This is a genomic window from Novimethylophilus sp. (assembly GCF_036504375.1).
Lineage (GTDB): Bacteria > Pseudomonadota > Gammaproteobacteria > Burkholderiales > Methylophilaceae > Novimethylophilus.
This window is the reverse complement of record NZ_DASXVH010000050.1, coordinates 39,870-61,993: the sequence shown is the minus strand read 5'-3', so window position 1 is coordinate 61,993 and position 22,124 is coordinate 39,870. Positions and strand designations below refer to the sequence as shown.

The following is a 22,124-nucleotide window of genomic DNA, read 5'->3' as shown; positions in this document are numbered from 1 at the left end:
CTAAACCGCCCCTTGGTGCGCGACCGGGGAAATGAAAGGCACACCGAAGAAAGTGAGGAAGGCGACAGTGAACACGGTCATCACCATCAATGCGGAGGCACGCGGCGACACCTTGTAGGCCAGCCGCGCATGCATGGTCAGCACCAGGCACAGCCAGGTCAGGAAGGCCCAGGTTTCCAGCGGGTCCCAGGCCCAGTAGCGGCCCCAGGCATCCTGCGCCCAGATAGCGCCGGCGATCAGCATCAGGGTTTCGAATATCAGCGAAATCGCGATAAAGCGGAAAGACAGCGCATCGAGACGGACATCATCCGGCATGCGTGCGAAACGCTCGCTGCCGAAACGGCTGCCGCGCAGCAGGATGATGCCGGAAATGCCCACCGCGACCAGCAGCGAGCCCAAGAATATCTTGCCGAAGCCGATGTGGATATACAGCCAGACGGTATGGTAGGTTGGCGGCATGTGGCCTTCGCCGGGGTTGGTCATCAATAGCCAGCCCATCATCACGAACATGATGGGCATCACCACCGCCGCCGTCGGGCGAATCGCCGGAATGCGCCAATAGGCCAGCGCATAGACCGTCAGCATGCTCCAGACATTGCTGAGCAGGATCTCGAACATCGTCAGAAACGGCCCGTGGTCGAGGCGCTGCCAGCGCAGCGCGATCGCCGTCACGTGCAGCGCCAGGCCGGCAACCAGCAGGCCGAGCACAGCGCGCTCCGGCCGGCGCTGCAGCACCGCCCCGAAAATCGCCAGCGAACCGGCCAGTACATACAGCACCAGCGCCGACCACAGCGCCTGTAATTCCGTCATCATGATATTTGGTCCCAGGGATGCGCGGCGAATTTGTTCCAGAAATACCAGCCCAGTGCGCCCACCGCCACCAGGCAGGTTGCGAGCAGCCAATGGATGGTCCAGTCGTAGAATACCGTATAGCCCATCCAGCTGCGCAGCCCCTGATAGATGAGGCGCCCCTGCGGCAGTTCGAGCGTCTGGCCGGGCCGGAGTTCGCGCCGCAGTTCGCCGACACGCACGATCAGCCGGTAGTTTTGCGGCAGCCGGAAGGCCGAGGGTTTCTCCGGGTCAAGAATGATCTCATCGAATTGCAGCATCGTCCACACCTTGAGCGCAGTGCCCGGCAACTGCCATTCCCGCGCCTGGCGGTATTCGTGGATAGGATACGAGGGCATATGCACCGTGCCCAGCAGCGGCTCGCCGCCGGCAGCCGGGTACCAGATGAAAGTCGGGGCGAAGCCTTTGTTGGGACTGGTGTAAAAGCGGTAACCATGCAGTACCAGCGGCGTCTGGTCGCCGATTTCGGTTCGCATCTCGTTGCCGCCGGCATCAAGATAGCGTATTGCATTGCGCGTGCTTTCCCGCCGCAGGCCGGGCGCGTACCGGATGCTGAAACCGTCGTTGGTGAAATGCACCTGATCCAGCTTGGACCAGTGCCAGGGGCCGGATTCGACCTCGGTCAAGCGGCCGTCGAACTCCTCCCCTTCCGACAGTTCGACGTGTCCCTTCAGGTAGCTCAGCCGTCCCGCCGCAATCAGCAGGATGACGGCTATCAGCGCCAGGTGGAACAACAACAGCGGCCCCGAGCGGCGGAATGCGGCATTGGTCAGCACCGCGGCCAGCAGATTCAACGACAGCAGCAGCAACGGCGGCACCAGCACCAGCGTGGTATGGACTCCGCTGAGATAGGCATACAGCACGCCCCCGGCGAAAAAAAATAGCGCCGCCAACGTAAGCTTGAGCGACGCCATCGCACGGCATGCCTGCATCATGGCGGGGGATCGCATGTCGTGGTCATCCAGTCCTTGCCGGTGAGGTTGGTATTGCCCGACCCGCCACTGCTATTGATGATGCCGGTAGTCGGCCCGGTGCCGCTCTTGCCGACTGAACCGCAGTTCGTATCCCGCCAGCTGCCGCTGGCGGCAAAGCTGACAATCTTGAGCTTGGCCTTGTAATAATACGGCTCCTGGGTATATACGCCGGCACTGGAGTTGATGGCCACTTCCTTGCTGCTGCCCGCGCCCTGCCCTGCCTCCTCGCCAACATCATTCAGGTTGACCAGCAGCGACCGATTCTTCCAGCCGTGCGGCACCGCAACATGGCACCAAGTGCACCTCAGCTCGCCGACCCTGTCGACGTGATAATTGTGCAGATTGCCCTTGCCAGTGAAGCCGTCGTAAAAACCTGTTCTCCTTCCACTGTCATTGCGACTCGAATACACCGCATTGTCATGGCACTTGAAACACAGCAGGTTGACATTGCTGCCCTTGGTGTCGGTCCATGAGCCCTTCAGGATGAAATCATTGGTCGAACCGTGCGGGCCCCAGGGATTGCCGTTCTCGGTGGGCGCTGCATCGGTGCCGTTGCCGTCGGGGCGCACGCTGGTGGTCGACGTCACGTTGGAACCATGGCAATCGCTGCAGTACATCGTGTTGGAGCCCACTTGGTTGCTCCATGGAGTCCGCCAGGGCGTGATGCCGGTAATGTTGCGCGCGACAAGCGTACGGTTGGTGATGTCCATCACCGGATGCCAGGAACGGTGGTTATTGGCGTCGAAGCGCGCACCGGCGGTGATGCTGTCCGCAGAACCGGCCTCATTGCCCTTGTTGATGCCTTCCCCACGGTGTCCCACCGGCGCCTGAAACTCCTTGGCCTGGTTGGTATACATCGTCAGGCCATTCGTGCCCGATGTCGTGCCGCCGGTAAAACTCCCCAGCGCGGGGCGGTTGCCGGAAGGGTAAACATTGTTGTCCGAGTAGCCGAAATCGGAATGGCATTTCAGGCAGATCTGGTACTCGCGCGTGACATAGGTATCAAACACGTTGGCGGTGGCAGACGTGGCGGGGTCGCCGCGTTTTACCGTGTAGCTGCTGGGCAGGGTATGAAAGCTGGCGGGATTGGTGGCGGCGCCGTACACCGGCTCCACGCCCCAGGCCCCGCGCAGCACGCCGGAAGCGATGTTGCTGTGATTGGTCGTACTCTGGTGCGGATGGGTGCCCGACGCATCCGGTGCCCCTGAAATGGTGCCATAGGCAGCGCTGGGGCCACGAAAATCCTGAAACTTCACCACCCGGTGCGGATTATGACAATCGGTGCATTCGGCGTGGCGGTTGGTCAAGGCGCTGACCCCCAGCTTGGCGCGGCTCTCGATGAAATCCTTGCCGCAGCCGTTAGTGGTTGAGGCGCATTCGTTGTAACCATCGCTGCCGATGGTGAAGTTGCCGCCGATATCGTGCGTTTCGGTGGCATTGGCGATCGGCATGTGGCGGAGCAATGAAAAGTCGGTCTTGATGTTGGGCACCGTCGCCACCGAATTGAGTACGGTGACGGTACCGTCATGGCACTGGTAGCAGGTTTCCTCGATCGCGGAGGTGCCCGCTCCTCCCGGTTTGGGCGAAGCCACGCCGGGGTTGGTGCCCTCGCGCAGCAGCCGGCGCGCGCCGGATACCGTGTGGGTGTCGTGGCAGTTGAGGCAGGCGGCCTGCCAGACCGGCAGGCTGGCGGGAAACTGGCGCAGATTGGCTCCAGCCGTGGTATAGGTCTGCGTCGTCACCTGATTGTTGGCATGCACCGAATACGCCCAGCTGGTGTTGCTGGTGCCGCCGATGCCGCTCTTGGTATGGCACGACAGGCAGATGATGTCGTTGGCCTGATTATAGATGCCGGTAGCCGCCGCAGCCTGGAAGCGGTTGAGCCGCAGGAATTTCTCGTTGCCGTAATCGACCGCGCCGGCATTGCTTTCGCGTATATGCGGATCGTGGCAGGTAGCGCATTGAATCTGCCCTGCGCCAAGAGGTCCGGTAGGCTCCAGCGGCAGCTTGGGCTTGTAGCCGGAGCTGCGCACCCCGATCACGGTGCCGGTGCCGGCCGGGTATTTCTGTACGGAATCGAGCGCGCGCAGTTCGCCGTCCCTGTCCGCCAGTGTCGAATTGAAGGTCACCGAAATCGGGTGGTCATTGGTGAGATCGACCCCCAGCTTGCGGGTGAAACCTGTGGTTTCGCCGTAACTGCCGGGCGGCATGGTGCCGCCGGCGCCGGTGCCCGTCATGTTGATCGTCACGGTGCCAGGCGTTGTCGGCGAACCCGCGCCGTTGAGTACGTTGACGCTGCTGATCGCCAGCGAGCCGTCGTGGCAGGACAGGCACAGCTTGGAACTGCCGTTGGCATTTTTGCTCAAGGCGCCCTGTATCGCCTCCGCGTCCAAAGAGGACGAGGTATAGGCGGTATAGGCGTTGGCGGTGGCGTTGACCTTGCGGTTCCACAACGGCGTGATGCCTGCGCTGGCGCCGTGAGGGGTATGGCAGAACACGCAGACCTGGTCGGTGCCGCCGGTCGCGTTCGAGGTGGACATCACGGTGCGTGCCGGAACCGTGCCGGTCGGCGTGGCGCTGCCGGCCGGGGCATTGGAAAAGTTGTGCAGGGTGGCACGCACATCCGACACCCGCGCAGCGAATGCCAAGCCGCTGCCTACAATGGCGCAGGCCAGAAAAAAAGCCACCAGCAGCCATTTATTCACTCTCCGGCCCCCCGCCAAGAAACTGGAACACCGAAACCCGGCCATTGAATACATCCGCCACGTACACCCTGTTTTTAGCATCCACCCACACCCCGGCCGGCAAATAGAATTTGCCGGGCTCCTGGCCGGTGCCTCCTATCGGCAGCAGGAATTCCCCGCGCTTGTTGTACACCAGCAAATGGTCGTAATAAGACTCGATGATATAGGCATTGCCTTCGTTGTCGACCGCCACGCCCTTGGGGCGCACCAGATTGCCGACGTTCAGGCCGCGCGTGCCTATCGCCCGCTTCTGTTCTCCCGATGCCGCATCCAGCACCTGCACCTGCGCATTCATGGTATCGACCACATACAGGTCGCCTTGATATAGAGTGATGTAAGTCGGGAAATTGAATTCCCCCGGGTTATCCCCGCGCTGACCCAGCGTGTGCAGCAGATGGCCGGCAAGATCGAACACCTTGATGTCATGGCCATAGGTATCGGCCACATACAGCTGGCTTTGCAACGTATCGTACGCAATGCCGATAGGCCGTTTCAGCAGGCCCTTGCCGATGATGCCAATGTTTTGGCCATGCCGGTTCAGGCGCACGATAAAACCGAGATTGGAATCCGCGACGAAAACGTCTCCGTTTGGGCCTAACGCGACGCCGGTCGGCGCAGAGAAATGCGTCATGCCGATCGCATTTTCCCAGATATCCAACCGCCCCTGCTGCTGGTCGAACACATACACCGCCTGACGGCTGGTGTCGGTGACGAATATCCGGCCGCTTTCGTCCACTACGCCGGACTGGGGCCGCTGCAATATCACCGGCACCGGCTCCCCCTGAATCAGGTCGGTAATCCAGCGGATGAATCCTTTGGCGCGGTCGTCCGGCTTATGAAAATTTGCTTCGCCATTGAGTTCGCCCAGATACAGATATCTGGGCACCTCGGCCTGCTCCTTGGCCGGCCACACCAATTCCCTGGGCGCGCCCGATATTTCCGGCGGATCGAAGCGGAACACGCCGGGCTCCGTGGCGCAACCGTCCAGCAAGGATATAGCGAACCATATCCCCAACCATGCTGCCAATCGCCTGCGCCTGATCATTGCGGCTCGTTTCCCGGGGGACGGATACGGAATATCACCACCTGCGCACCCGGCCCGTCCGCGATATAGAGAGCTCCCTGGTCGATAGCCAAGGCGGTAATCTCGATCACCTGCAGTTTGTTCGGGGCATATCTGGCAATCAGCTTGCGCTGCCGGAACACCTTGAGCGTACGATCAAAGCCATCGGCGACATAGAGCCGTCCGAATTGATCGGCGACCAGCGCACTCGGCTGGATCAACTCGCCCTGGCCGATATGCGCCAGGATCCGGCCCCCCTCATCGATTGCCGCAATACAGCTGCAGCCGGCATCCACAGCGTACACCATGCTTCCAGCTGTTGCCAGCGCACCCAGCGCCTTGAACTCTCCTTCCCCGGCGGTAATCAGCGGCGTGCCGGCAGGACCCAGCGGGTGCAGCAGCATCAGTTGCTGGTTGAGCTGGTCGGTAACGTATATTTTATCCAGGTATTCGCCGACGACGAATTCGGTGAGATGCGCGCTGGTCAACGGAGAAACAATGGTTTGCAAAGCTTGCCCGCCCCGGCTCAGGCGCACAATCGACGAGCGCGCGGGGTCCAGCACCAATAACGACCAATCGGCCGCCATCTGCAGCCGGGTGCGCGTGGTGGCTGCGACTCCGGGAACGACGTTCAGCGCCTGGAGGTCGGCATAGTAGCGATAAATCCTGCCGGCACCGGCATCGGCGATATAGAGGTCGGGAGCATGCGCCGCCAATGCGGCCGGATAAATCAGCGGTGTGAACCCTTTGAGGGAATCGGGAAGGGGAAATCCGTTGGGGTCCTGGCGCGCAGCGAGCCGACCGCCCTTGATGATGCGCCATGGCGTCAATATGTCGTCGGGCGCATGTTGCTGCCTTGCGCCGTTTTTTAACGACGCAGGGTCTGCGGCACACCCTTCCATCAGGGCGGCGAACGCCGCAAGGATAAAAAATATTTTTAGGGCAAGCCGCGTTTCACCACCGCCCCGGCCCATTGGTTCTATCGCCGCCATATATCCCGCTGGAGAGCCCCTGTTTTCCCGAATGACACAAATCGCAGTTGTCCGGTCCCCAGGCAATTTCGTTGTTGTGGCACATGCCGCAAAACTTGCCATCGATGATATCGCTCATCTTCACGTCGTTGCTACCGGCGCGCATCTTGAAGCCCAGCTCCTGATGGCATACCTTACAGCGAAATCGCGTGCGATGAAACCAGTGCGGAAACACCACCGGCCGCATGCCTTCCTTTTCCGCATAGCGGTTGAGTACGACATCGCCGTATTCCGCCTGCGCCATCGGCAGTGCCAGCAGCAGTGCCAGCAGCAGTGCCAGCTTGAATTGCCAACTGTTCTTCCTGCCTGCGGCGGCATTCATTTGCCGGTTTCCTTGATTTCGCCGGCCCCGCCGCTTTTGACCTTGGGAATATTACGCGAAACGCTGTGGCAGCGGTCGCACTTGCTCAGCGGAAACGCCACCGCGCCGTGGCACAGACCGCATTGTTCGCCGTCCAGGATGTTGAGCATACTGATATCGGTGGCGCCGGTCTTGGATTTGAACAGATGCTCGTGGCAGTTGTTGCAGTTCAGCCACAGTGTATGTATCCGGTGTGGAAAGCGCACGATGGGCATGCTACCGTAAAGATCCAGCAGGATATCCTTGTCCAGCACTTCCACCTTGGTCTCGGGCAGCAAGTTGGTGCGCGGGTTGATCTGCCCCTGGTCCAGCGCTTGGGGCCAGCGCACCTGGTTGCCGACATCGTCTGGCGCCAGCCCGGAGAGGCCGTCGCGCGGCTCCATCAAACGCTTGACGGCCGGGCTGGAAGGGTCGTGCACGCCGTCGTTATCCAGCGGCAGCCACTCGCCGGCACCAGCATACAGGCTGGCCGATAGCAGCAACAGCGAGAGTAATATCCTCAAACGCAGGCGGCCATCCTCATTAGCCTGGGATATAAATGCCCGCATTGCGGATGGCCCGGACGACTTCGCTGGTCGAATCTTCCAGCAATTTGATGGCGGCCTCGAAATCCTTGCGCCCCGCAGCCTCTTCCGCCTGGGCCCTCAACGCGCGGGCTTTCTCCAAGTAGTTCTTGACCATCGCATCCAGATCCGCCGCCGCGCGCTTTTCGCTCAGCAGTACCTGGATCAGCATCTGGTGGGTATCGTTGCGGTCGATCTCGTAGCGGTATTCCTCTTCCTTGGTGGCGAAATGCAGCGAGCGCACCAGGGTATCGCCGCCGCGCAGCGAGGCAATGGCGGTCTTGGTTATCAGGTAGGCGCGGTCGAGCACCTTGCGGCCCTCGTCGTACTTGCCTTCGGCTGCCAACTGGTTGGCCTCCGCCAGCGCCTTCTCGATATTGCGTGTCGTTTCCGCAGTGCCGGGCACCGAGGTTTTTTCGCTGGCGATGCGGTTATGCGCGGCCAGCAAGGCTTTCACCGTTTCCAGCCGGGTGTTGAAGTCAGCCTTGACCTTGGCTGCGGTTACCTGCTCGGGGGCGGCCACGCGCACCGCCTCGAACATCGTCATCGACGCCTGGGATAATAATTGCGAAGCGCTGGCCAGTTCGCCCTTGTTGAACGCATCCTGGGCGCTGCGGTAAAACTCGCGCGCCTTGGCGCGTTTTTCCAGCGCCCGTGCGTCACCGCTGGCTTCGATCTGCTTTGCCGCAGACGATTCCTCGATCAGGGTGGAGACCGAGTTCAGGCGCTTTTCCAGTTGCTGCCGGTCAACTTCGCCGGCGGCCAGGCGTAAAGATGCGCTGGTTGCGACAGGCGCTGTACCGGCCTGCTCCACGCCATACGCCAGGGCCGACAATCCCGCCAGCACCATTCCTAAAAGCTGCGACATCTTCATGCCTGTTCTCCGACTAACATACTATTCCCTTGTTCAGGGCTTGTCCCCGCTGCTTGCCGTGCTCAGCGGAATGTCCTTCTTCTTCGAGTGGCACAGGCGGCATTCGGATACCGGGAACGCAACCTTGCCGTGGCAAACGCCGCATTTCTGGCCCAGCAGGATCGCCGCCATGCTGATCTGATTGGCGCCTTTCTGCGGAATGAATATCGCCGGGTGGCAGTTGGAGCAATCCAGCCACTGGGTATGCTGCTTGTGCGGATAAACCACATCAGGCATCGAGCCCTTGACCTCGCGCACGATGTTGAGGTCCATCACGATAGGCTCGGCCGCCGGATCGTTGCGATCATAGCGCGGATTAATGCTCTTGTTGGCGATCGCCTGCACCCAGTTTACCCGATTGCCCCAGGTACTTGCAGGCAATCCTGCAAGGCCTTGTTGCGGCGGCAGCAAGGCATGCGTGCCATCGTTGGTCGGGTCGTGGATGCCGTCCTCGGCCGGCGGCAGGTTGGCCTTGCTCCTGGGGCGCAGCAGCCGGTTGAAGGGGATGGCGGCGCCAGTGGCGGGCTGTGCCGCGACCGCCGCCGCGATGGGCGCGGGCGCAGCTGCCGGAGCCGGGACTGCCGCTGCTGCAGCGGGTTTTTCCGCTTCTTTCGCTGCAGCTTCTTTCGCCGCGGGCTTGGCGGCCGCTTTGGCCGGTGCAGCCGCCTTGGCCGCCTCTTTCGCCTTGGCTACCATGAAATCGACCGCGCCTTTGATCTCGGCATCCGAGTAGGCCGGCTGGCCGCCTTTCGGAGGCATGCCTTTGGCGGTACCCTGCAGCGCGCTGCTATAGAGGCTGGAGACGCCGCGCGCGATACGCGGCGACCAGTCTTCGGCATTGCCGAATCGCGGGGCGCCGGCGATGCCGTTCGCATGGCACATCGAGCAGGTCTTATCATAGACCGGATTGCTGGCGGCCTGCGTAACGGCAGGCATCAACGCGGTAGCAACGAGAATTACCAGGAGTGTATTGTTAAATTTCATCATCCACCTCTACTTCTGCACAGCCGCGCCCGAGGCGGGTGTTACGAGTTTCTGAATAGTGCTTTCATGGACCTGCGTGGGCGTTCCCGGTTTGCCGGAATGGCACAGATTGCAGTTTTCGATCGACCAGGCAATTTCGCCGTTATGGCAGGCCCCGCAGAACTGGCCATCGATGATCTTGACCATGTTGATTTCATTGCCGCCGGCCTTGAACTTGAAGCCCAGGTCGGCATGGCAGACCTTGCAGCGGAAACGAATCCGATGGAACCAGTGCGGGAAAATAGCCGGGCGCATACCGGCTTTATCGGCATAGTTGTTGATGACGATATCCCCATATTCGGCATTGGCCGTCGGGATATCGACGAACAGCAGCATCCCGGTTATCAGAGCCGCCATCAGCGCCATGAACGCTGTCCATCCTTTTCGTTTCCTCATTTACCGATCCTTGTTGCGTTAGTTGAAATCTGGTTGCCACCCGACACCTATTTCAAAATCAGGAACACCTGGTTACCTGAATATCTGCCGGGTAAAATCACTGGCGCGGAATAATTAAGACTTAAAGAGCTGATTATTTTAATTCAACTACTCATCCGGGTCTAATAGTTGCCGAACGTCCGTCCCACTTGTAGAAACAGCAAAGCATTTTCCTTGCCATCCTGAACGGAGATCGTTCCGGTCAGACCTATGTCGATACGGCCGATGCGATAGTCAAGGTGTTGCTCAAGGGAATACCCGACCGGGTTGGCATCCGCGTTCGCATCTCCCAGCAGGCGCGCGTTGGACTGCTGCATATTGATGTTGGCAAGCCCCGAGTAGCGCAGGTTATTGATGCCGAAAGCCCGTGAATGCTGGTAGTTGGCGCTGCCCGAGGTATAGATCGTGGTTTTTGCTTCACCGCCGGCGTCCAGTCCGCTCGTGCCCTGGCGGTTCCATTGGATATTGAAATTGGCCGAGGCCGTCGCATACGTGGATAGCTGTATCCTGCCATTGCTTTGCAGGCTGATGAACTGGTTATCGGAAGCCAGGGCGCCCATGGTTCGCGTATCCGTCGCGGAAAGGCTGACCGTGCCCGACATCGAATCGCTGGGGGATATCTGCCAGGCAAGAGAGCCACTACTGCTCAGATTGCTGCTCTGCCCATTCTGGTCGACCCAATTGACCGTCAGCGCTTGATTGACGCCGAGATGCAGCGAGGAAAGCGCGCTCAATCGGTAATCGCGGCTAAGGCCGTGCGATCCCCCGGTGGAGAATGTCTGGCTGGATCCCGAGTCCGATGTCTGGTTGGTCGCACTGCCGGAAACGTTCCAGTTGTAGGAAAAATTCCCAAGTGTGAGAGGGTCGCCGTTATAGCTGGCATTGCCGCTCTGGGTGCTGGTGATGCTGGTAGAGCCGCTATCGGCATTCACCGCCACGATGGTGCCGCTCGCCCCCAGCGAGAGGTTGCGCGTGGGGTTATAGGTTGCCGAGAGATTGCCGCTTAAACTCTGCGTCTGATTGGAAACATCGTTAATCGCGGACGACGCATCGAAATAATTCAAGCCCGCGGTGACGTTGAGCGCCAACTCCTCCTTGGGCCTCCACGTAGCGAACGAGCTCGCCTGGGAATACCGCGAACTGGTTGTGTTGATCTCGTTGGAACTGCGTATGCGCAATACGGAATCCGAGATGCGAGCATTGCTGTCGACGGACAGGTTGGCCGCCGGACTATAGCTGTGCCGCGCATTGACCGAATTCAGCACCAGCCCTTCCTTGTTTTGCGAACGGCTGGTTTCGGTACGGTCCACATCCAGGCCAATATGCTGCTGCCCAAGCGAAGTCGAGTACGAACCCTGCCAGGTTTCGACGACATCGTCACCGTTCAGCTTGCTCGTCATCGTGCTGTTCTGGTAGGCCACGCTGTAATTGCTGTCGCCAGTGGGAGGGCGGTAGGCCTGGCGCAGCGAGAAGCGCTTGCTCTGCATATCGTCGGAAGTCAACGGCGTGCTGGTGCTGCTGTCGGAAACCGAGAAAGCCGCCGAAAAAGGAAATCTGCTCTGGGGAAATAATGAAAAATCGCCGAATCCCGTCAGCGAACTGCTCTTGCTTTCGCCATTGCGATCGCCGGAATCCTGCACGCCTCTGGACAGTCCGATGCCGCCACTGACGGTAGCGAACCACGGCTGCCATAAATAACTCGTCGCCCGCAGATCGAGGCGCTGCGAATGATTCATATCGAGGGGGCGGTCCGAGCTTTTCATCATGCGAAAAACATCGGTCGTATAACCGCCCCAGCGGATAGGGGCCAGGCCCAAACCGAAAATCCCGGGACCAGTTGCGGTGTTCTTGGCAGACTGGGCGAGTTGCGTAATCGTATCCGGTTTTTCATCGGCCGGTCGCCTGGGGGCTACCGCCGGCGTATTCATATCGCCAGAACCGTCATTGCCGGGGGGGGGGGGCGGAGCGGTGGATCTGGACAATCGCAACAATAGCCCGGAAGAGCCAAACTGTTGCTCAAGTTGCTTTTCAGCGGCAATCCCGGCTTCCGTTTGCGCGATGGGCCGATTCTCGGGAGTAGCCAGCTCACTCGACAATCGCAGCTTGAGCGAACCAGGTTCGGCGCCAAATGCCGTCCGCTGGCCTGTAACCACCAGGCCAATAACCGCACACTTCAGCAGGATGGCTGCCGCATTCCGCATTTACCACCCCTCTAAGCACTTCTTCGACTCAACCATAGCAATGACCTGCAGATTATGGAACTGCGCTACCCGGCCGACATGAAGCATCTCCTCGTACCGATATAGAAGCCTTCAAGCAAGAACCTATCCCGACTGCCACATACCGGATATTCCGCTTAAAACCGGCCCCGCTTGGTCTTTTCTTATATGTTGGCTACCACTCATAGTTATATGCTTGATTTATATAAATAACAAGCAGTTCCATCGTCTTTTTAAAGATAAACTGGAAATTTAAAAAAAAACAAACAGATTCACTAAACCAGTCTGCCCGGAATACAGAAAGGACATCATTTTCAAGACTGAATAAAAACGCGGGAAATTACATCATGGATTTGCCCGGATGATGTCGATCCCGGTTCTGCATATATGCAACTCTGGAGAGCCTAAGCGCATATATATAGCTCTTGCCACGACTATCGATTATTACGGCTTCTTGTCATCCTTGGCCTGCGGAGTTGCAATCTCTATAGTAGCTGCGGTACGCAGACGCGCCAGAGATTCTTTCCCGGCTTGGATTTGTCGCTCACGCATCAGCAATTCGCGCGCGCGCGCTTCAACATCTTTAAATTCGCGTAGCTTAGGCATAACACGTTCGTCAAGGCGAAACAGGACGACCCCTTCAAGTGTGGTGATCGGTTCGGACACAACCCCCAACTGCGCCTTGTCGATATGGTTCTGTATCCCCTCCGGCAACATGCCACGGTGGACATATCCCAGATTCCCGCCTTGATCTGCGGAGGCATCGCCCGAGCGCGCACGCGCCAGTTTGGCAAAATCCGCCCCTCGTGTAAGCTGTAGATAGATTTCCTGCGCCTCGGCACGTGCACTATCCCATTCCGGCGTTTGAGCCGAGGGGGCCACTTTCAGAAGTATCACCGACAGGCGCAATTTCTCAGGCTCGGTAAACAGCTCATTATGCTGGTCGTAATAAGCACGCACCTCGTCTTTGGTTATTGCCGGAATTTCGCGTTGTATTTTTTCCACCTGTTCCAGCAGATTTTGCCGCGCGAGCTGTTCCCTGAGCCCAGGCAATAGCTTCTCGCGCTGCTCCTTCCACCTTGGCGACGAGGCATACCGAGACTCATAGCCTGCCACTTCCTGTTCAATTTTGGCTGCGTCCGGTTTGAGGCCTAACCGATCAGCCTCTTCCAGAAGCAACGCTCGCTCAATCAGTTGATCAGTCACCTCCTTACGCACCGCTTCGGCCTGCCCTTCCTGCATCTTGCCGTGATAGAAACGTTGACGAACTGCAGCTACATACAATGCCTCGAATTCCCGCATCGTAATGACCCTGCCGTTAACTTTGGCAAATACCGGCTCAACCTGAACTTGTGCGCGGTTCTCAGGCAGGCTGTCTGCAGCTCCCGCCGCTTTTACCAAGATCATTCCCAGACACAAGATGCTTACCAAGGCAGAACAGCAACTGACACCTTCACGTCTACGCATAGCAACGTTCCTAGCAAATAAAAAGCGGGCCGACATTCCGGCCCGCTGCATATTATAAATAAACCGCTCCTACTTGTTGTGGCAAGTCAGGCACACTGCACTACCGGCATTAGATATCCGCAAAAAAGTCGCGTTAGTGGAGGAGTGAGGATCATGGCAGCTAGCACACTCTACTGACGGCCCAACGTTGCCGGAGTTGTTGAAGAGAGGAAAGTCAACCTTATCGCGAGTAGCATTGGCATCCGTACTCACCCAAAACACCTGGGTAGCGCCAACAACCTTGGCCAGCACTTTACTTTGATTGAAATCGCCGTCGTTACAGGTTCCGCTGACTACCGATCCGCCGCCTCCGGTAAGACCGCCGCCGCAGAACTGAATCGCAACCGGGTGGTCGTTCGTAAGATCGGTGCTAAGCATCGCAACCGTCGTACCAGGCATCTGCCCACTGGCTCCGACGTTGGCTGTCCAGGTGGCCCCCGCCAGCCTTGCGCCGGCCGCATTGTAGCCGCCAGAGCCCGGCGCATTGATCATGTTATCCATGGCTTGCGTGCCGTCATGGCAAGACAGACAGGCCAGAGAAACGGAAGTCGCTAGGCTGACCGTACCGTCGATAGTGCTGGATGTCGCCGAGCTATATGTTGTATATACGCTTGGCGGCAGCGCCTTGTTCCACAAAGGTGCCTTGACACTGGTGTTGGCTCCGTGCGGCGTATGGCAGAACACGCAGATTTCCGCAGTTCCGGCCGTAAGGTGATTCGAGCCTGTACCGCCGGTACTCAGGTTGTGCTTGGTAGTACTAATGCCGGCTAATGCCTGGGACCCGAAAGCCAGTGCAAAAGCGAAAACCAGAAGGGGGAACAGCAAATCCGCCCAGCCCGTTTTGTCACGCATATGTAGTTTCATGATCCCGCTCCTTAATTTAGAACAACAATTTTCTCTAAAACTTCGAACATACAATCTTGACTCTTGCAACCACCTATGCATCTTTCATGCCAGACTGAATTAAAGAATAAAATCACATCCCTCTTTAATCAGCCATTCCAATGCCACTTAGAAGATTGTTGCAGACCGTTCCAAGGCATCCACAATGAAAAAAATTAACATTACAAAACAATATGTTAAATTTAAGATAGCCTCATCGCCATTTGCATCCTTTTTCTAGAATGGTGATGTATCCATATAATAAATAATATAAAAACCTTTATATCCTGATTTTATATAAAACCCGGCCCCGTGTAAAGATATTTGGATTATTTTATCTTGTATTATTTCCGAGAAATGAGAATTTAATATTTCCGTTATTGATTAAAACAACCCTAGAGACGCAGTGTCCGCTTTCTTGAATCTCACTGCCGGCTCTAGCTAGCAGCGACTTATCCAAAGCCCGTAAATTATCGGGACGTTTCTGCATTATGTTTTTTCCCCAAATATCCATCCTGCGGAGCAAGCGCGGCAGGGCGATAAACCTCCAATTTGTGGAACCATTGGTCAACCATGTACACGCGACCATCCTCATCCACGTAAATACCTGATGGCAACATATATTGCGCCGGCCCATCCTCAGCAGAGCGGTCACCAATAAATAACAGCAAATCGTCGTCAGGGCTGAATATCTGGAAATTGCCAAAAGCCGCGTCGATTACATACAGATTTCCGTTCGCATCCGTTGACGCTTCCTTAGGCCTGGCGAAACTGCCGTACTGCTTACCGACTTGGCCAAAATTTCTAAGATACTTGCCGTTACTGTCAAATACCTGTATCCGGAAATTGGCACCATCGACGACATACAGACTGCCGCCTTTCCCAATCGCGACGTCGCGCGGCAGATTGAGTTCTCCAGGCCCATTACCGCGTTTTCCGATATCGAACAGGACATTACCGCTGTGCGCATCCATGACGCGCACGCGATGATTCTCGGAACTTACCCCGCCTATATCCACTACGTAAAGCCGCTCCCCTTTTTTGTCCACAGTAACGCTGGTTAGGCGATCGAACATCGAAGGGCCTCCCAGCTGGCGCAGAAATTTACCGTCTCGGTCATAAATCAGGATGTGTTTTGTGGTTGCGTCTGCGACATACAGCGTGCCGGCATCATCCACATCAATACCTAACGGCTTCATGAGACGCCCGGGGTCGCTATCGCCAACAGTGAAGTAGCGGCCTTCCGGCACATCGAATACCTTGACCACGCGAGCGACCGTATCAGAAACGAAAATTCGCCCGCGATGCACAGCGACAGCATAAGGCTTGCGTAGCGGGTCATTGCCGCCATGCTCCGTCGTCCCTACCACCAGTTTTTTCAGACTGGATTCCTCTTTCTCGGGCACAACGTCGGCGCTGCCGTAAATGACGCGCTCGAACACGAATCTTGCCTCTTCCGGCGGCGGCGGGAACACTAGGGCGCTGTCCTTGGTCTTGGTTTTCACTGGCTGGTCAGGAAGCTGAGCGCAAGCCGCCAATCCCAGCAGCAGCGCGCAGACCAGCCAGTTGATCAGTTTTCTCCATGAGAAAAAATAGCGATTCGACATACAAAAATTCCTCACGATACTATTAAGCCAAATGAAATTTGCCTAAGTGGCAGCGCCAACCTTCCCGCTTTTTAAGAAAGGTTGGAATTTTAATGAATATAGCCGATTTTGAGGTATAAAAGTTTCATTAATCATGCCCCTCTTCTATTCTCGATAGCATGTAATCCAAAGCAGCATTGGCCTGGGCATCCGAAATCGAGGCATTGCCGCCCTTGGGCGGCATGGCGCCTTTGCCCTTCATCACCGAATGCAGCAAACTGGAGCGACCGCCGGCTAAACGGGCTCGCCAGTCTGCGAGCACGCCTAATTTGGGTGCCTCGCTGGCAGAGCCGGCTGCATGACAGGTGGCACAAGTCTGTTTGTATATATTGCGCCCATCGGCAGCATTTGACGTCGAGCTCAGCGCCAGCGCCAGAAATGCCGCCAAATTCAACATCCTCATCGTTCCATCTCCTTCTGTCGCCTCCTCTCGTAAAGGAGCGCTCAGTCCAGTCATTGGCTACATGTTAAAATCCCTGAGCATCGGACCGTCAGGCCCTGGCTAAATGCTTTTAACTCGGTAGAAGCAACACACATGCCAAGGGAATTCAAAAACAGGTACAGATATTGCTCGGGAAATGCTCGCAACGCTTACCCGACTTGAAAGAAATCCAGCGAATGAAAATACCCGTGATACCTACCCTTCCAGAAACCCTGCTTTTTCATCTGTCGCGAACATGCGCCGCGCTGGCGCTCATGCTGTCCATAGCATCGCTGGGCAACGACTTGATTTCCCCCGCTGCCGCCGGCGAGCGCCCCCTGAAGTCGGACGAAATCAAGCCGGAACTGCTGTACCACAATTACTGTTCGGTCTGTCACGGCGATCGCGGAGATGGTCATAGCCGCGCGAGTACCTCGCTGGTACCGCCTCCACGCGACTTCACCACTGCGACCAATCTGACACGGGAAATAATGATCGCCACCGTGACCAATGGCAAACCGGGTACGGCAATGACCAGCTGGAAAACCCAGTTGAGCGGCAAGGAGATCGAAGCGGTCGTCGATTACATCCGCAACGGTTTCATGCAGGCCGCGCTGGACCCGCTGGTAGCGCGCGGCCGCAGCGTCTACGGCCATTATTGCACCACTTGCCACGGCGAGAGCGGCAAGGGCCCTCTGGTAGCCGATACCCGCATGACCACGCCACCAGATTTATCGGTCTCGCAGACCAAGGGCGGGCCCAACCGCGAACGCCTGATCGCATCGATTGCCCACGGCAAGCCGGGCACGGCGATGGAAGGCTTCGACAAGAAGCTTCCGGAGCAGGACATCGATGCCGTAGCGGATTATCTGCTCAAGGTCATCATGGTCGGACCCGTTGAATCCATTTCCGGCACACGCGCCCGCGGCGGCCAACCGCAGGAAGCGGCTTCCGTGACCGCGGACGCCGGCAAATCCACCACGGCCAGTGCGGATCTTCCACTGCCCAAAGGGCTGACGGGTGATCCGCAGCGCGGCCAAAAGTTCTACCTGACCAACTGCTCCGCCTGCCATGGCGCCAAGGGCGACGGGCAAGGTCCGCGGGCGTTCTTCATCAGCCCCAGGCCGCGCAACTTCCTGGACAAATCCTCCGCCGGCTTCAACCGGCCGATGCTGTTCGCAGCCATTTCCATGGGGAAAAACGGCACGGTCATGCCGGCCTGGAGCAAGGTGCTGGATGACCAGCAGATCGCCGACATTGCGGAGTTCGTGTATCGCACCTTCATCCGGGCCAACGCCAGCGACCGCACAGGGAACAAATGAGGCGTCGATTGCCGGGAATGGTATTCCTGGCCTTGATCCTGTTTTCCGCCCCGGCCTTATGCAATACGGACCGCCCTGCGCCAACCGCTCATGGCAGCGCGAGCGGCCAGGCCAGGATCGAGGCCGGGCGGAAGATTTACAACTTCCGCTGCTACTTCTGCCACGGCTATTCCGGCAACGCCAAAACCGTCGCAGCCGGTTTTGTCAATCCACCGCCGACAGACTTTACCGCTGCCGATGCCGGCCGCGTCACGCCGGAATATATTGTCGGCATACTGCAGCACGGCAAGCCGGGTACGGCAATGAAATCATTTTCGGGAATTCTCTCGAAACCGGAAATGGAGCAGGTCGCGCATTTCGTGGCGGACGAATTCGTCCGCAAGAAAGGCCCCAATACCCGCTACCATACGCCGGAAAACGGCTGGCCCAACCACGAGCGTTATCGGGCGGCATTTCCGTTCGCCACCGGCGAGATCCCGTCGGACCGGCCGTGGGAATCCTTGAGCAAGGAGCAGGCTGCGGGCAAGCGCCTGTTCATGTCGAGCTGCATCAGCTGCCACAACTCAGCCAGCACGGACAGGGGCGGCATCGCCTGGGAAAAGCACCCGCTGTCTTACCCGCGCAACCATTATTCACCCACCGACCCCCAGACCCTGCAGACAATGAACGCCAAGTCGCTGGATGCGATGACCAGCGCCAGCCCTTATGTGCTGCACGACATCCCACCGAGCGTGGCCAATCTTTCGGCGCAGGAAAGCCGCGGCAAGGCGCTGTTCGAACACAACTGCGCGTTCTGCCATGCCGCCGACGGCACCGGCAAGAACTGGATCGGCAGCTTTTTGGAGCCTCACCCCCGCGACCTGCGCGACCCCGACTTCATGAGCCATATGACACGCGCCCGGCTGACGTCGGCCATTCGCGAAGGCCTGCCCAACACGTCGATGCCCGCGTGGAAATCCGTGCTCGGCAAAGATCAGATCGCCGCCATCGTCGCCTACATTTCCAAGGCTTTCCACCCCTTGCCGGACTGATGCTCCATCGGTTGCGTCAGCAGCATTGCCGTTTCAAGGCCGGCGTAAGTGCATGACACTGCATGCTATAATCCGCGCCTCTTATGACCTCGACACGCATTTTCGACAAACTCGCCATCTTCGGCGTCGGCCTCATTGGCGGCTCGGTGGCGCTCGCGATGAAACAGGCCGGGCAGACCGGCAGGATCGTCGGCGTCGGACGCAACGGCGAAGCGCTTAAACAGGCCATCCAGCTCGGCGTCATCGACGAAGCCGCCACCGCCGAGGATGCCGTCAGGGATGCCGACCTGGTGCTGCTCGCCACGCCTGTCGGCCACTTTTCCGCGATCATGCGGTCCATCGCGCCCCACCTCGCCCCGCAAGCCGTCATCACCGATGCCGGCAGCACCAAGGGGGATGTCGTCGCGGCAGCCCGCAGCCGCTTGCAGGACAAGCTCAGGCGTTTCGTACCGGCACACCCCATCGCCGGCGCCGAAAAAAGCGGGGTCGCGGCAGCCCGCGCCGGCCTGTTTCTGGATAAGGACGTCGTGCTCACCCCGCTTAAGGAAACCGATGGCGACGCGATACGCAAGGCCGATGCCTTGTGGCAGGGCTGCGGCGCCCGCGTCAGCCACATGTCGGCGGAAATGCATGACGAGATTTTCGCCGCGGTCAGCCATTTGCCGCACTTGCTGGCATTCGCGCTGGTGGCCGATATCGCCAAACGCGCCAACGCCAGGCAATTGTTCGGCTTTGCCGCCGGCGGCTTTCGCGACTTCAGCCGTATCGCCGGCAGCTCGCCGGAAATGTGGCGCGACATCAGCCTCGCCAACCGCAACGCGCTGATGGCCGAGCTGGATGCCTACCAGGCGCAGCTTTGCGAATTGCGCGGCATGATAGAGCGCAACGACGGCCCGGCGCTGGAAGCGCTGTTCAACCGGGCGCGCGAAGCCCGCGGCGCCTGGATCAGAAATCTGGAGAAACAGTAAGCGCCGATGAACGCCGATGAACGCCGACAAAATCCCAAGCCCCTTGCTTGCTTGATGCCATGCAAGAGAACCATATTCGCCCGACCGGTATTCCAGCCACTTAATATCGGCGTTCATCGGCGTTCATCGGTGGTTTAATCATTTTATGGAAACCCTGACCCTTTTCCCCGCCCGTGCCGCCGCCGGCACCGTCCGCCTGCCCGGCTCAAAAAGCATTTCCAACCGCACGCTGTTGCTGGCCGCATTGGCAGATGGCGCCACCGCCGTGCGCGACCTGTTGGCCTCGGATGACGTGGAACGCATGCTGGAGGCATTGCAAACGCTGGGCGTGGCGCTGAGTAAAACCGGCGCCGACGACTGGCGCGTGGAAGGCGTGGGTGGCCCTTTCCCGGTCAAGCAGGCGGAGCTGTTCCTGGGCAATGCCGGCACCGCATTCCGGCCATTGACGGCGGCGCTGGCGCTGTCCCGCGGGCACTACCGGCTCTCCGGGGTCGCCCGCATGCACGAGCGCCCCATCGGCGACCTGGTGGAGGCGCTGCGCCAGGCCGGTGCGGACATCTCCTACCTGGGCAATGAAGGTTTCCCACCGCTGGAAATCCGGCCGGGCGCGGTCAAAGGCCACAAGGTCAGCGTGCGCGGCAACGTTTCCAGCCAGTTCCTCACTGCCCTACTGATGGCGCTGCCCATCACCGGCCGGCAAACCACGATAGAAGTCGTCGGCGAACTGATCTCCAAACCTTATATCGAAATCACGCTTAACCTGATGTCGCGCTTCGGCGTCGAGGTGCGGCGCCAGGATTGGCATTCGTTCACGATCCCGGCCGACAGCCGCTACGTCAGCCCCGGCACCTTGTTCGTCGAAGGCGACGCCTCGTCCGCCTCGTATTTTCTTGCCGCCGGCGCCATAGGAAAAGGCCCGGTCCGGGTGGAAGGCGTGGGCCGCAGCAGCATCCAGGGCGACGTGAGATTCGCCGAAGCGCTGGCATTGATGGGTGCCGACATTGCCATCGGCGACAACTGGATGGAGGCAAGCTGCAGCGGCAGGTTGCGCGCGCTCGACCTCGACTGCAACCATATTCCCGACGCCGCGATGACGCTGGCCGTGGCCGCGCTGTTCGCTGACGGCGCCACCACGCTGCGCAACATCGCCAGCTGGCGCGTGAAAGAAACCGACCGCATCAAGGCGATGGCGACCGAGTTGCGCAAGGTAGGCGCAACGGTGGAAGAAGGCGCTGACTATATTCGCGTCATGCCGCCGGCCAGCCTGACGCCCAATGCCGCCATCGACACCTATGACGATCACCGCATGGCGATGTGCTTCTCTCTGGTAAGCTTAGGCGGTGTGCCGGTCACCATCAACGATCCGAAATGCGTGGCCAAGACTTTCCCCGATTACTTCGAACGTTTCGGAAAAATCCTCCACCCATGAGTAGCGCCACCCCCGTCATCGCCATCGACGGCCCTTCCGCATCCGGCAAGGGCACCGTTGCGCAGCTGGTCGCAAGACAGCTCGGTTTTCATTACCTCGATTCCGGCGCGCTGTACCGCATCGTGGCGTTTGCCGGCAAACAGGCCGGCATCCCCTGGCAGGACGAGGCGGCGCTGGCATCCCTTGCGGCAAAACTCGACATCCGTTTCGAAAATGGCGAGATACTCATGGGCCACGACAACGTCAGCGACGCGGTGCGCTCGGAGGAGATGAGCCGGGGCGCCTCTGAAGTGGCGGTGCACCCGCTGGTAAGGCGCGCGCTGCTTGGGCTGCAGCATGGTTTCCGCAGGGCGCCCGGGCTGGTGGCGGATGGCCGCGACATGGGCTCGGCGGTGTTTCCCGAAGCCACCACCAAGGTGTTTTTGACCGCCAGCGCGGCGGTGCGCGCGGAGCGCCGGTATAAGCAGTTGATCGACAAAGGAAACCATGCTAATCTAGCGCAGATTTTGGCTGACATCGAAGCGCGCGATGCGCGCGACATGCAGCGAAGCGCCGCCCCACTTCGGCAATGCGCGGATGCGATTCTGCTGGACACCAGTGAACTGACCATCGACCAGGCGGTCGACGCAGTCCTGGCAATAGCCAGAAAAACCTCCGCCATTAAGTGAGGAGTCCGTAAGCCCCACCAGCTTGCGGTTTTTTTAATTTTCCCCGTCGCCTGACGGGTTATTTTATTAGGTATTT

Annotated in this window: 20 protein-coding genes; 5 read left to right on the top strand and 15 right to left on the bottom strand. The window is 58.9% G+C overall.

Translation table 11 applies throughout. The annotated features are described in order from the left end of the window. The 15 genes from ccsA to VGK14_RS08095 all read right to left on the bottom strand — a co-directional run bounded on the left by ccsA (nt 1) and on the right by VGK14_RS08095 (nt 16,612). A complete protein-coding gene (ccsA, locus tag VGK14_RS08165; protein ID WP_331508509.1) occupies nt 1-813 on the bottom strand; it encodes a cytochrome c biogenesis protein CcsA in 813 nt (270 codons plus the stop codon). Next, complete coding sequence (locus tag VGK14_RS08160; RefSeq protein WP_331508508.1) at nt 810-1,799, bottom strand: cytochrome c biogenesis protein ResB; 990 nt, start codon at nt 1,797-1,799, stop codon at nt 810-812. Before VGK14_RS08160 ends, ccsA begins: the two co-directional genes overlap by 4 nt. Further along, nucleotides 1,781-4,528, bottom strand: coding sequence for a hypothetical protein (locus VGK14_RS08155; RefSeq protein ID WP_331508507.1), 2,748 nt, complete (start codon nt 4,526-4,528; stop codon nt 1,781-1,783). The genes VGK14_RS08160 and VGK14_RS08155 overlap by 19 nt, the downstream gene beginning before the upstream one ends. Next, nucleotides 4,521-5,594, bottom strand: a complete 1,074-nt coding sequence (locus VGK14_RS08150) for a 6-bladed beta-propeller (protein WP_331508506.1) — start codon at nt 5,592-5,594, stop codon at nt 4,521-4,523. The genes VGK14_RS08155 and VGK14_RS08150 overlap by 8 nt, the downstream gene beginning before the upstream one ends. 14 nt (nt 5,595-5,608) lie before the next feature. Next, nucleotides 5,609-6,532: a hypothetical protein gene (locus VGK14_RS08145; RefSeq protein WP_331508505.1), complete on the bottom strand. Its 924-nt coding sequence runs from the start codon at nt 6,530-6,532 to the stop codon at nt 5,609-5,611. Nucleotides 6,533-6,584: 52 nt separating this feature from the next. Next, a complete protein-coding gene (locus VGK14_RS08140) occupies nt 6,585-6,983 on the bottom strand; it encodes a c(7)-type cytochrome triheme domain-containing protein (RefSeq protein ID WP_331508504.1) in 399 nt (132 codons plus the stop codon). Beyond that, a complete protein-coding gene (locus VGK14_RS08135) occupies nt 6,980-7,570 on the bottom strand; it encodes a c(7)-type cytochrome triheme domain-containing protein (protein ID WP_331508503.1) in 591 nt (196 codons plus the stop codon). The genes VGK14_RS08140 and VGK14_RS08135 overlap by 4 nt, the downstream gene beginning before the upstream one ends. Then, nucleotides 7,545-8,453: a hypothetical protein gene (locus VGK14_RS08130; RefSeq protein ID WP_331508502.1), complete on the bottom strand. Its 909-nt coding sequence runs from the start codon at nt 8,451-8,453 to the stop codon at nt 7,545-7,547. Before VGK14_RS08130 ends, VGK14_RS08135 begins: the two co-directional genes overlap by 26 nt. 39 nt (nt 8,454-8,492) lie before the next feature. Next, nucleotides 8,493-9,485, bottom strand: a complete 993-nt coding sequence (locus VGK14_RS08125) for a c(7)-type cytochrome triheme domain-containing protein (protein WP_331508501.1) — start codon at nt 9,483-9,485, stop codon at nt 8,493-8,495. A 6-nt stretch (nt 9,486-9,491) separates the two neighbouring features. After that, on the bottom strand, nt 9,492-9,917 hold the full coding sequence (locus tag VGK14_RS08120; protein ID WP_331508500.1) for a c(7)-type cytochrome triheme domain-containing protein: 426 nt from the start codon (nt 9,915-9,917) through the stop codon (nt 9,492-9,494). Between the two features lie 161 nt (nt 9,918-10,078). Next, nucleotides 10,079-12,157 carry a hypothetical protein gene (locus VGK14_RS08115; RefSeq protein ID WP_331508499.1) on the bottom strand — a complete coding sequence of 693 codons (2,079 nt, stop codon included), beginning with the start codon at nt 12,155-12,157 and terminating at the stop codon, nt 10,079-10,081. A 462-nt stretch (nt 12,158-12,619) separates the two neighbouring features. Then, on the bottom strand, nt 12,620-13,642 hold the full coding sequence (locus VGK14_RS08110; RefSeq protein WP_331508497.1) for a peptidylprolyl isomerase: 1,023 nt from the start codon (nt 13,640-13,642) through the stop codon (nt 12,620-12,622). Between the two features lie 69 nt (nt 13,643-13,711). Next, complete coding sequence (locus VGK14_RS08105; protein ID WP_331508496.1) at nt 13,712-14,545, bottom strand: cytochrome c3 family protein; 834 nt, start codon at nt 14,543-14,545, stop codon at nt 13,712-13,714. A gap of 488 nt (nt 14,546-15,033) precedes the next feature. Then, a complete protein-coding gene (locus VGK14_RS08100) occupies nt 15,034-16,170 on the bottom strand; it encodes a 6-bladed beta-propeller (protein WP_331508495.1) in 1,137 nt (378 codons plus the stop codon). Between the two features lie 127 nt (nt 16,171-16,297). After that, the gene (locus VGK14_RS08095) at nt 16,298-16,612 is read right to left on the bottom strand and encodes a c-type cytochrome (RefSeq protein ID WP_331508494.1); all 315 of its coding nucleotides are present in this window, start codon (nt 16,610-16,612) and stop codon (nt 16,298-16,300) included. 215 nt (nt 16,613-16,827) lie between these two features. On the opposite strand from VGK14_RS08095, the gene VGK14_RS08090 reads away from it, so the two are divergent. From VGK14_RS08090 to cmk, 5 genes are all read left to right on the top strand, one after another. Then, nucleotides 16,828-17,952 carry a c-type cytochrome gene (locus VGK14_RS08090; protein WP_331508493.1) on the top strand — a complete coding sequence of 375 codons (1,125 nt, stop codon included), beginning with the start codon at nt 16,828-16,830 and terminating at the stop codon, nt 17,950-17,952. After that, nucleotides 17,949-18,983 carry a c-type cytochrome gene (locus VGK14_RS08085; RefSeq protein WP_331508492.1) on the top strand — a complete coding sequence of 345 codons (1,035 nt, stop codon included), beginning with the start codon at nt 17,949-17,951 and terminating at the stop codon, nt 18,981-18,983. The genes VGK14_RS08090 and VGK14_RS08085 overlap by 4 nt, the downstream gene beginning before the upstream one ends. Nucleotides 18,984-19,066: 83 nt before the next feature. Next, nucleotides 19,067-19,951 carry a prephenate dehydrogenase gene (locus VGK14_RS08080; RefSeq protein ID WP_331508491.1) on the top strand — a complete coding sequence of 295 codons (885 nt, stop codon included), beginning with the start codon at nt 19,067-19,069 and terminating at the stop codon, nt 19,949-19,951. 145 nt (nt 19,952-20,096) lie between these two features. Next, entirely contained in the window at nt 20,097-21,380 is a 1,284-nt protein-coding gene (gene aroA / locus VGK14_RS08075) for a 3-phosphoshikimate 1-carboxyvinyltransferase (protein WP_331508490.1), read from the top strand. After that, a complete protein-coding gene (cmk, locus tag VGK14_RS08070) occupies nt 21,377-22,048 on the top strand; it encodes a (d)CMP kinase (protein WP_331508489.1) in 672 nt (223 codons plus the stop codon). The genes aroA and cmk overlap by 4 nt, the downstream gene beginning before the upstream one ends. The last annotated feature ends 76 nt before the right edge of the window (nt 22,049-22,124 follow it).

Bases quoted from the DNA above. Each gene is read 5' to 3' on its own strand.
- ccsA (WP_331508509.1), bottom strand. From the start codon at position 813: ATGATGACGGAATTACAGGCGCTGTGGTCGGCGCTGGTGCTGTATGTA.
- VGK14_RS08160 (WP_331508508.1), bottom strand. From the start codon at position 1,799: ATGCGATCCCCCGCCATGATGCAGGCATGCCGTGCGATGGCGTCGCTC.
- VGK14_RS08145 (WP_331508505.1), bottom strand. From the start codon at position 6,532: ATGGAAGGGTGTGCCGCAGACCCTGCGTCGTTAAAAAACGGCGCAAGG.
- VGK14_RS08140 (WP_331508504.1), bottom strand. From the start codon at position 6,983: ATGAATGCCGCCGCAGGCAGGAAGAACAGTTGGCAATTCAAGCTGGCA.
- VGK14_RS08135 (WP_331508503.1), bottom strand. From the start codon at position 7,570: ATGCGGGCATTTATATCCCAGGCTAATGAGGATGGCCGCCTGCGTTTG.
- VGK14_RS08130 (WP_331508502.1), bottom strand. From the start codon at position 8,453: ATGTCGCAGCTTTTAGGAATGGTGCTGGCGGGATTGTCGGCCCTGGCG.
- VGK14_RS08125 (WP_331508501.1), bottom strand. From the start codon at position 9,485: ATGATGAAATTTAACAATACACTCCTGGTAATTCTCGTTGCTACCGCG.
- VGK14_RS08120 (WP_331508500.1), bottom strand. From the start codon at position 9,917: ATGAGGAAACGAAAAGGATGGACAGCGTTCATGGCGCTGATGGCGGCT.
- VGK14_RS08115 (WP_331508499.1), bottom strand. From the start codon at position 12,157: ATGCGGAATGCGGCAGCCATCCTGCTGAAGTGTGCGGTTATTGGCCTG.
- VGK14_RS08110 (WP_331508497.1), bottom strand. From the start codon at position 13,642: ATGCGTAGACGTGAAGGTGTCAGTTGCTGTTCTGCCTTGGTAAGCATC.
- VGK14_RS08105 (WP_331508496.1), bottom strand. From the start codon at position 14,545: ATGAAACTACATATGCGTGACAAAACGGGCTGGGCGGATTTGCTGTTC.
- VGK14_RS08100 (WP_331508495.1), bottom strand. From the start codon at position 16,170: ATGTCGAATCGCTATTTTTTCTCATGGAGAAAACTGATCAACTGGCTG.
- VGK14_RS08095 (WP_331508494.1), bottom strand. From the start codon at position 16,612: ATGAGGATGTTGAATTTGGCGGCATTTCTGGCGCTGGCGCTGAGCTCG.
- VGK14_RS08090 (WP_331508493.1), top strand. From the start codon at position 16,828: ATGAAAATACCCGTGATACCTACCCTTCCAGAAACCCTGCTTTTTCAT.
- VGK14_RS08085 (WP_331508492.1), top strand. From the start codon at position 17,949: ATGAGGCGTCGATTGCCGGGAATGGTATTCCTGGCCTTGATCCTGTTT.
- VGK14_RS08080 (WP_331508491.1), top strand. From the start codon at position 19,067: ATGACCTCGACACGCATTTTCGACAAACTCGCCATCTTCGGCGTCGGC.
- aroA (WP_331508490.1), top strand. From the start codon at position 20,097: ATGGAAACCCTGACCCTTTTCCCCGCCCGTGCCGCCGCCGGCACCGTC.
- cmk (WP_331508489.1), top strand. From the start codon at position 21,377: ATGAGTAGCGCCACCCCCGTCATCGCCATCGACGGCCCTTCCGCATCC.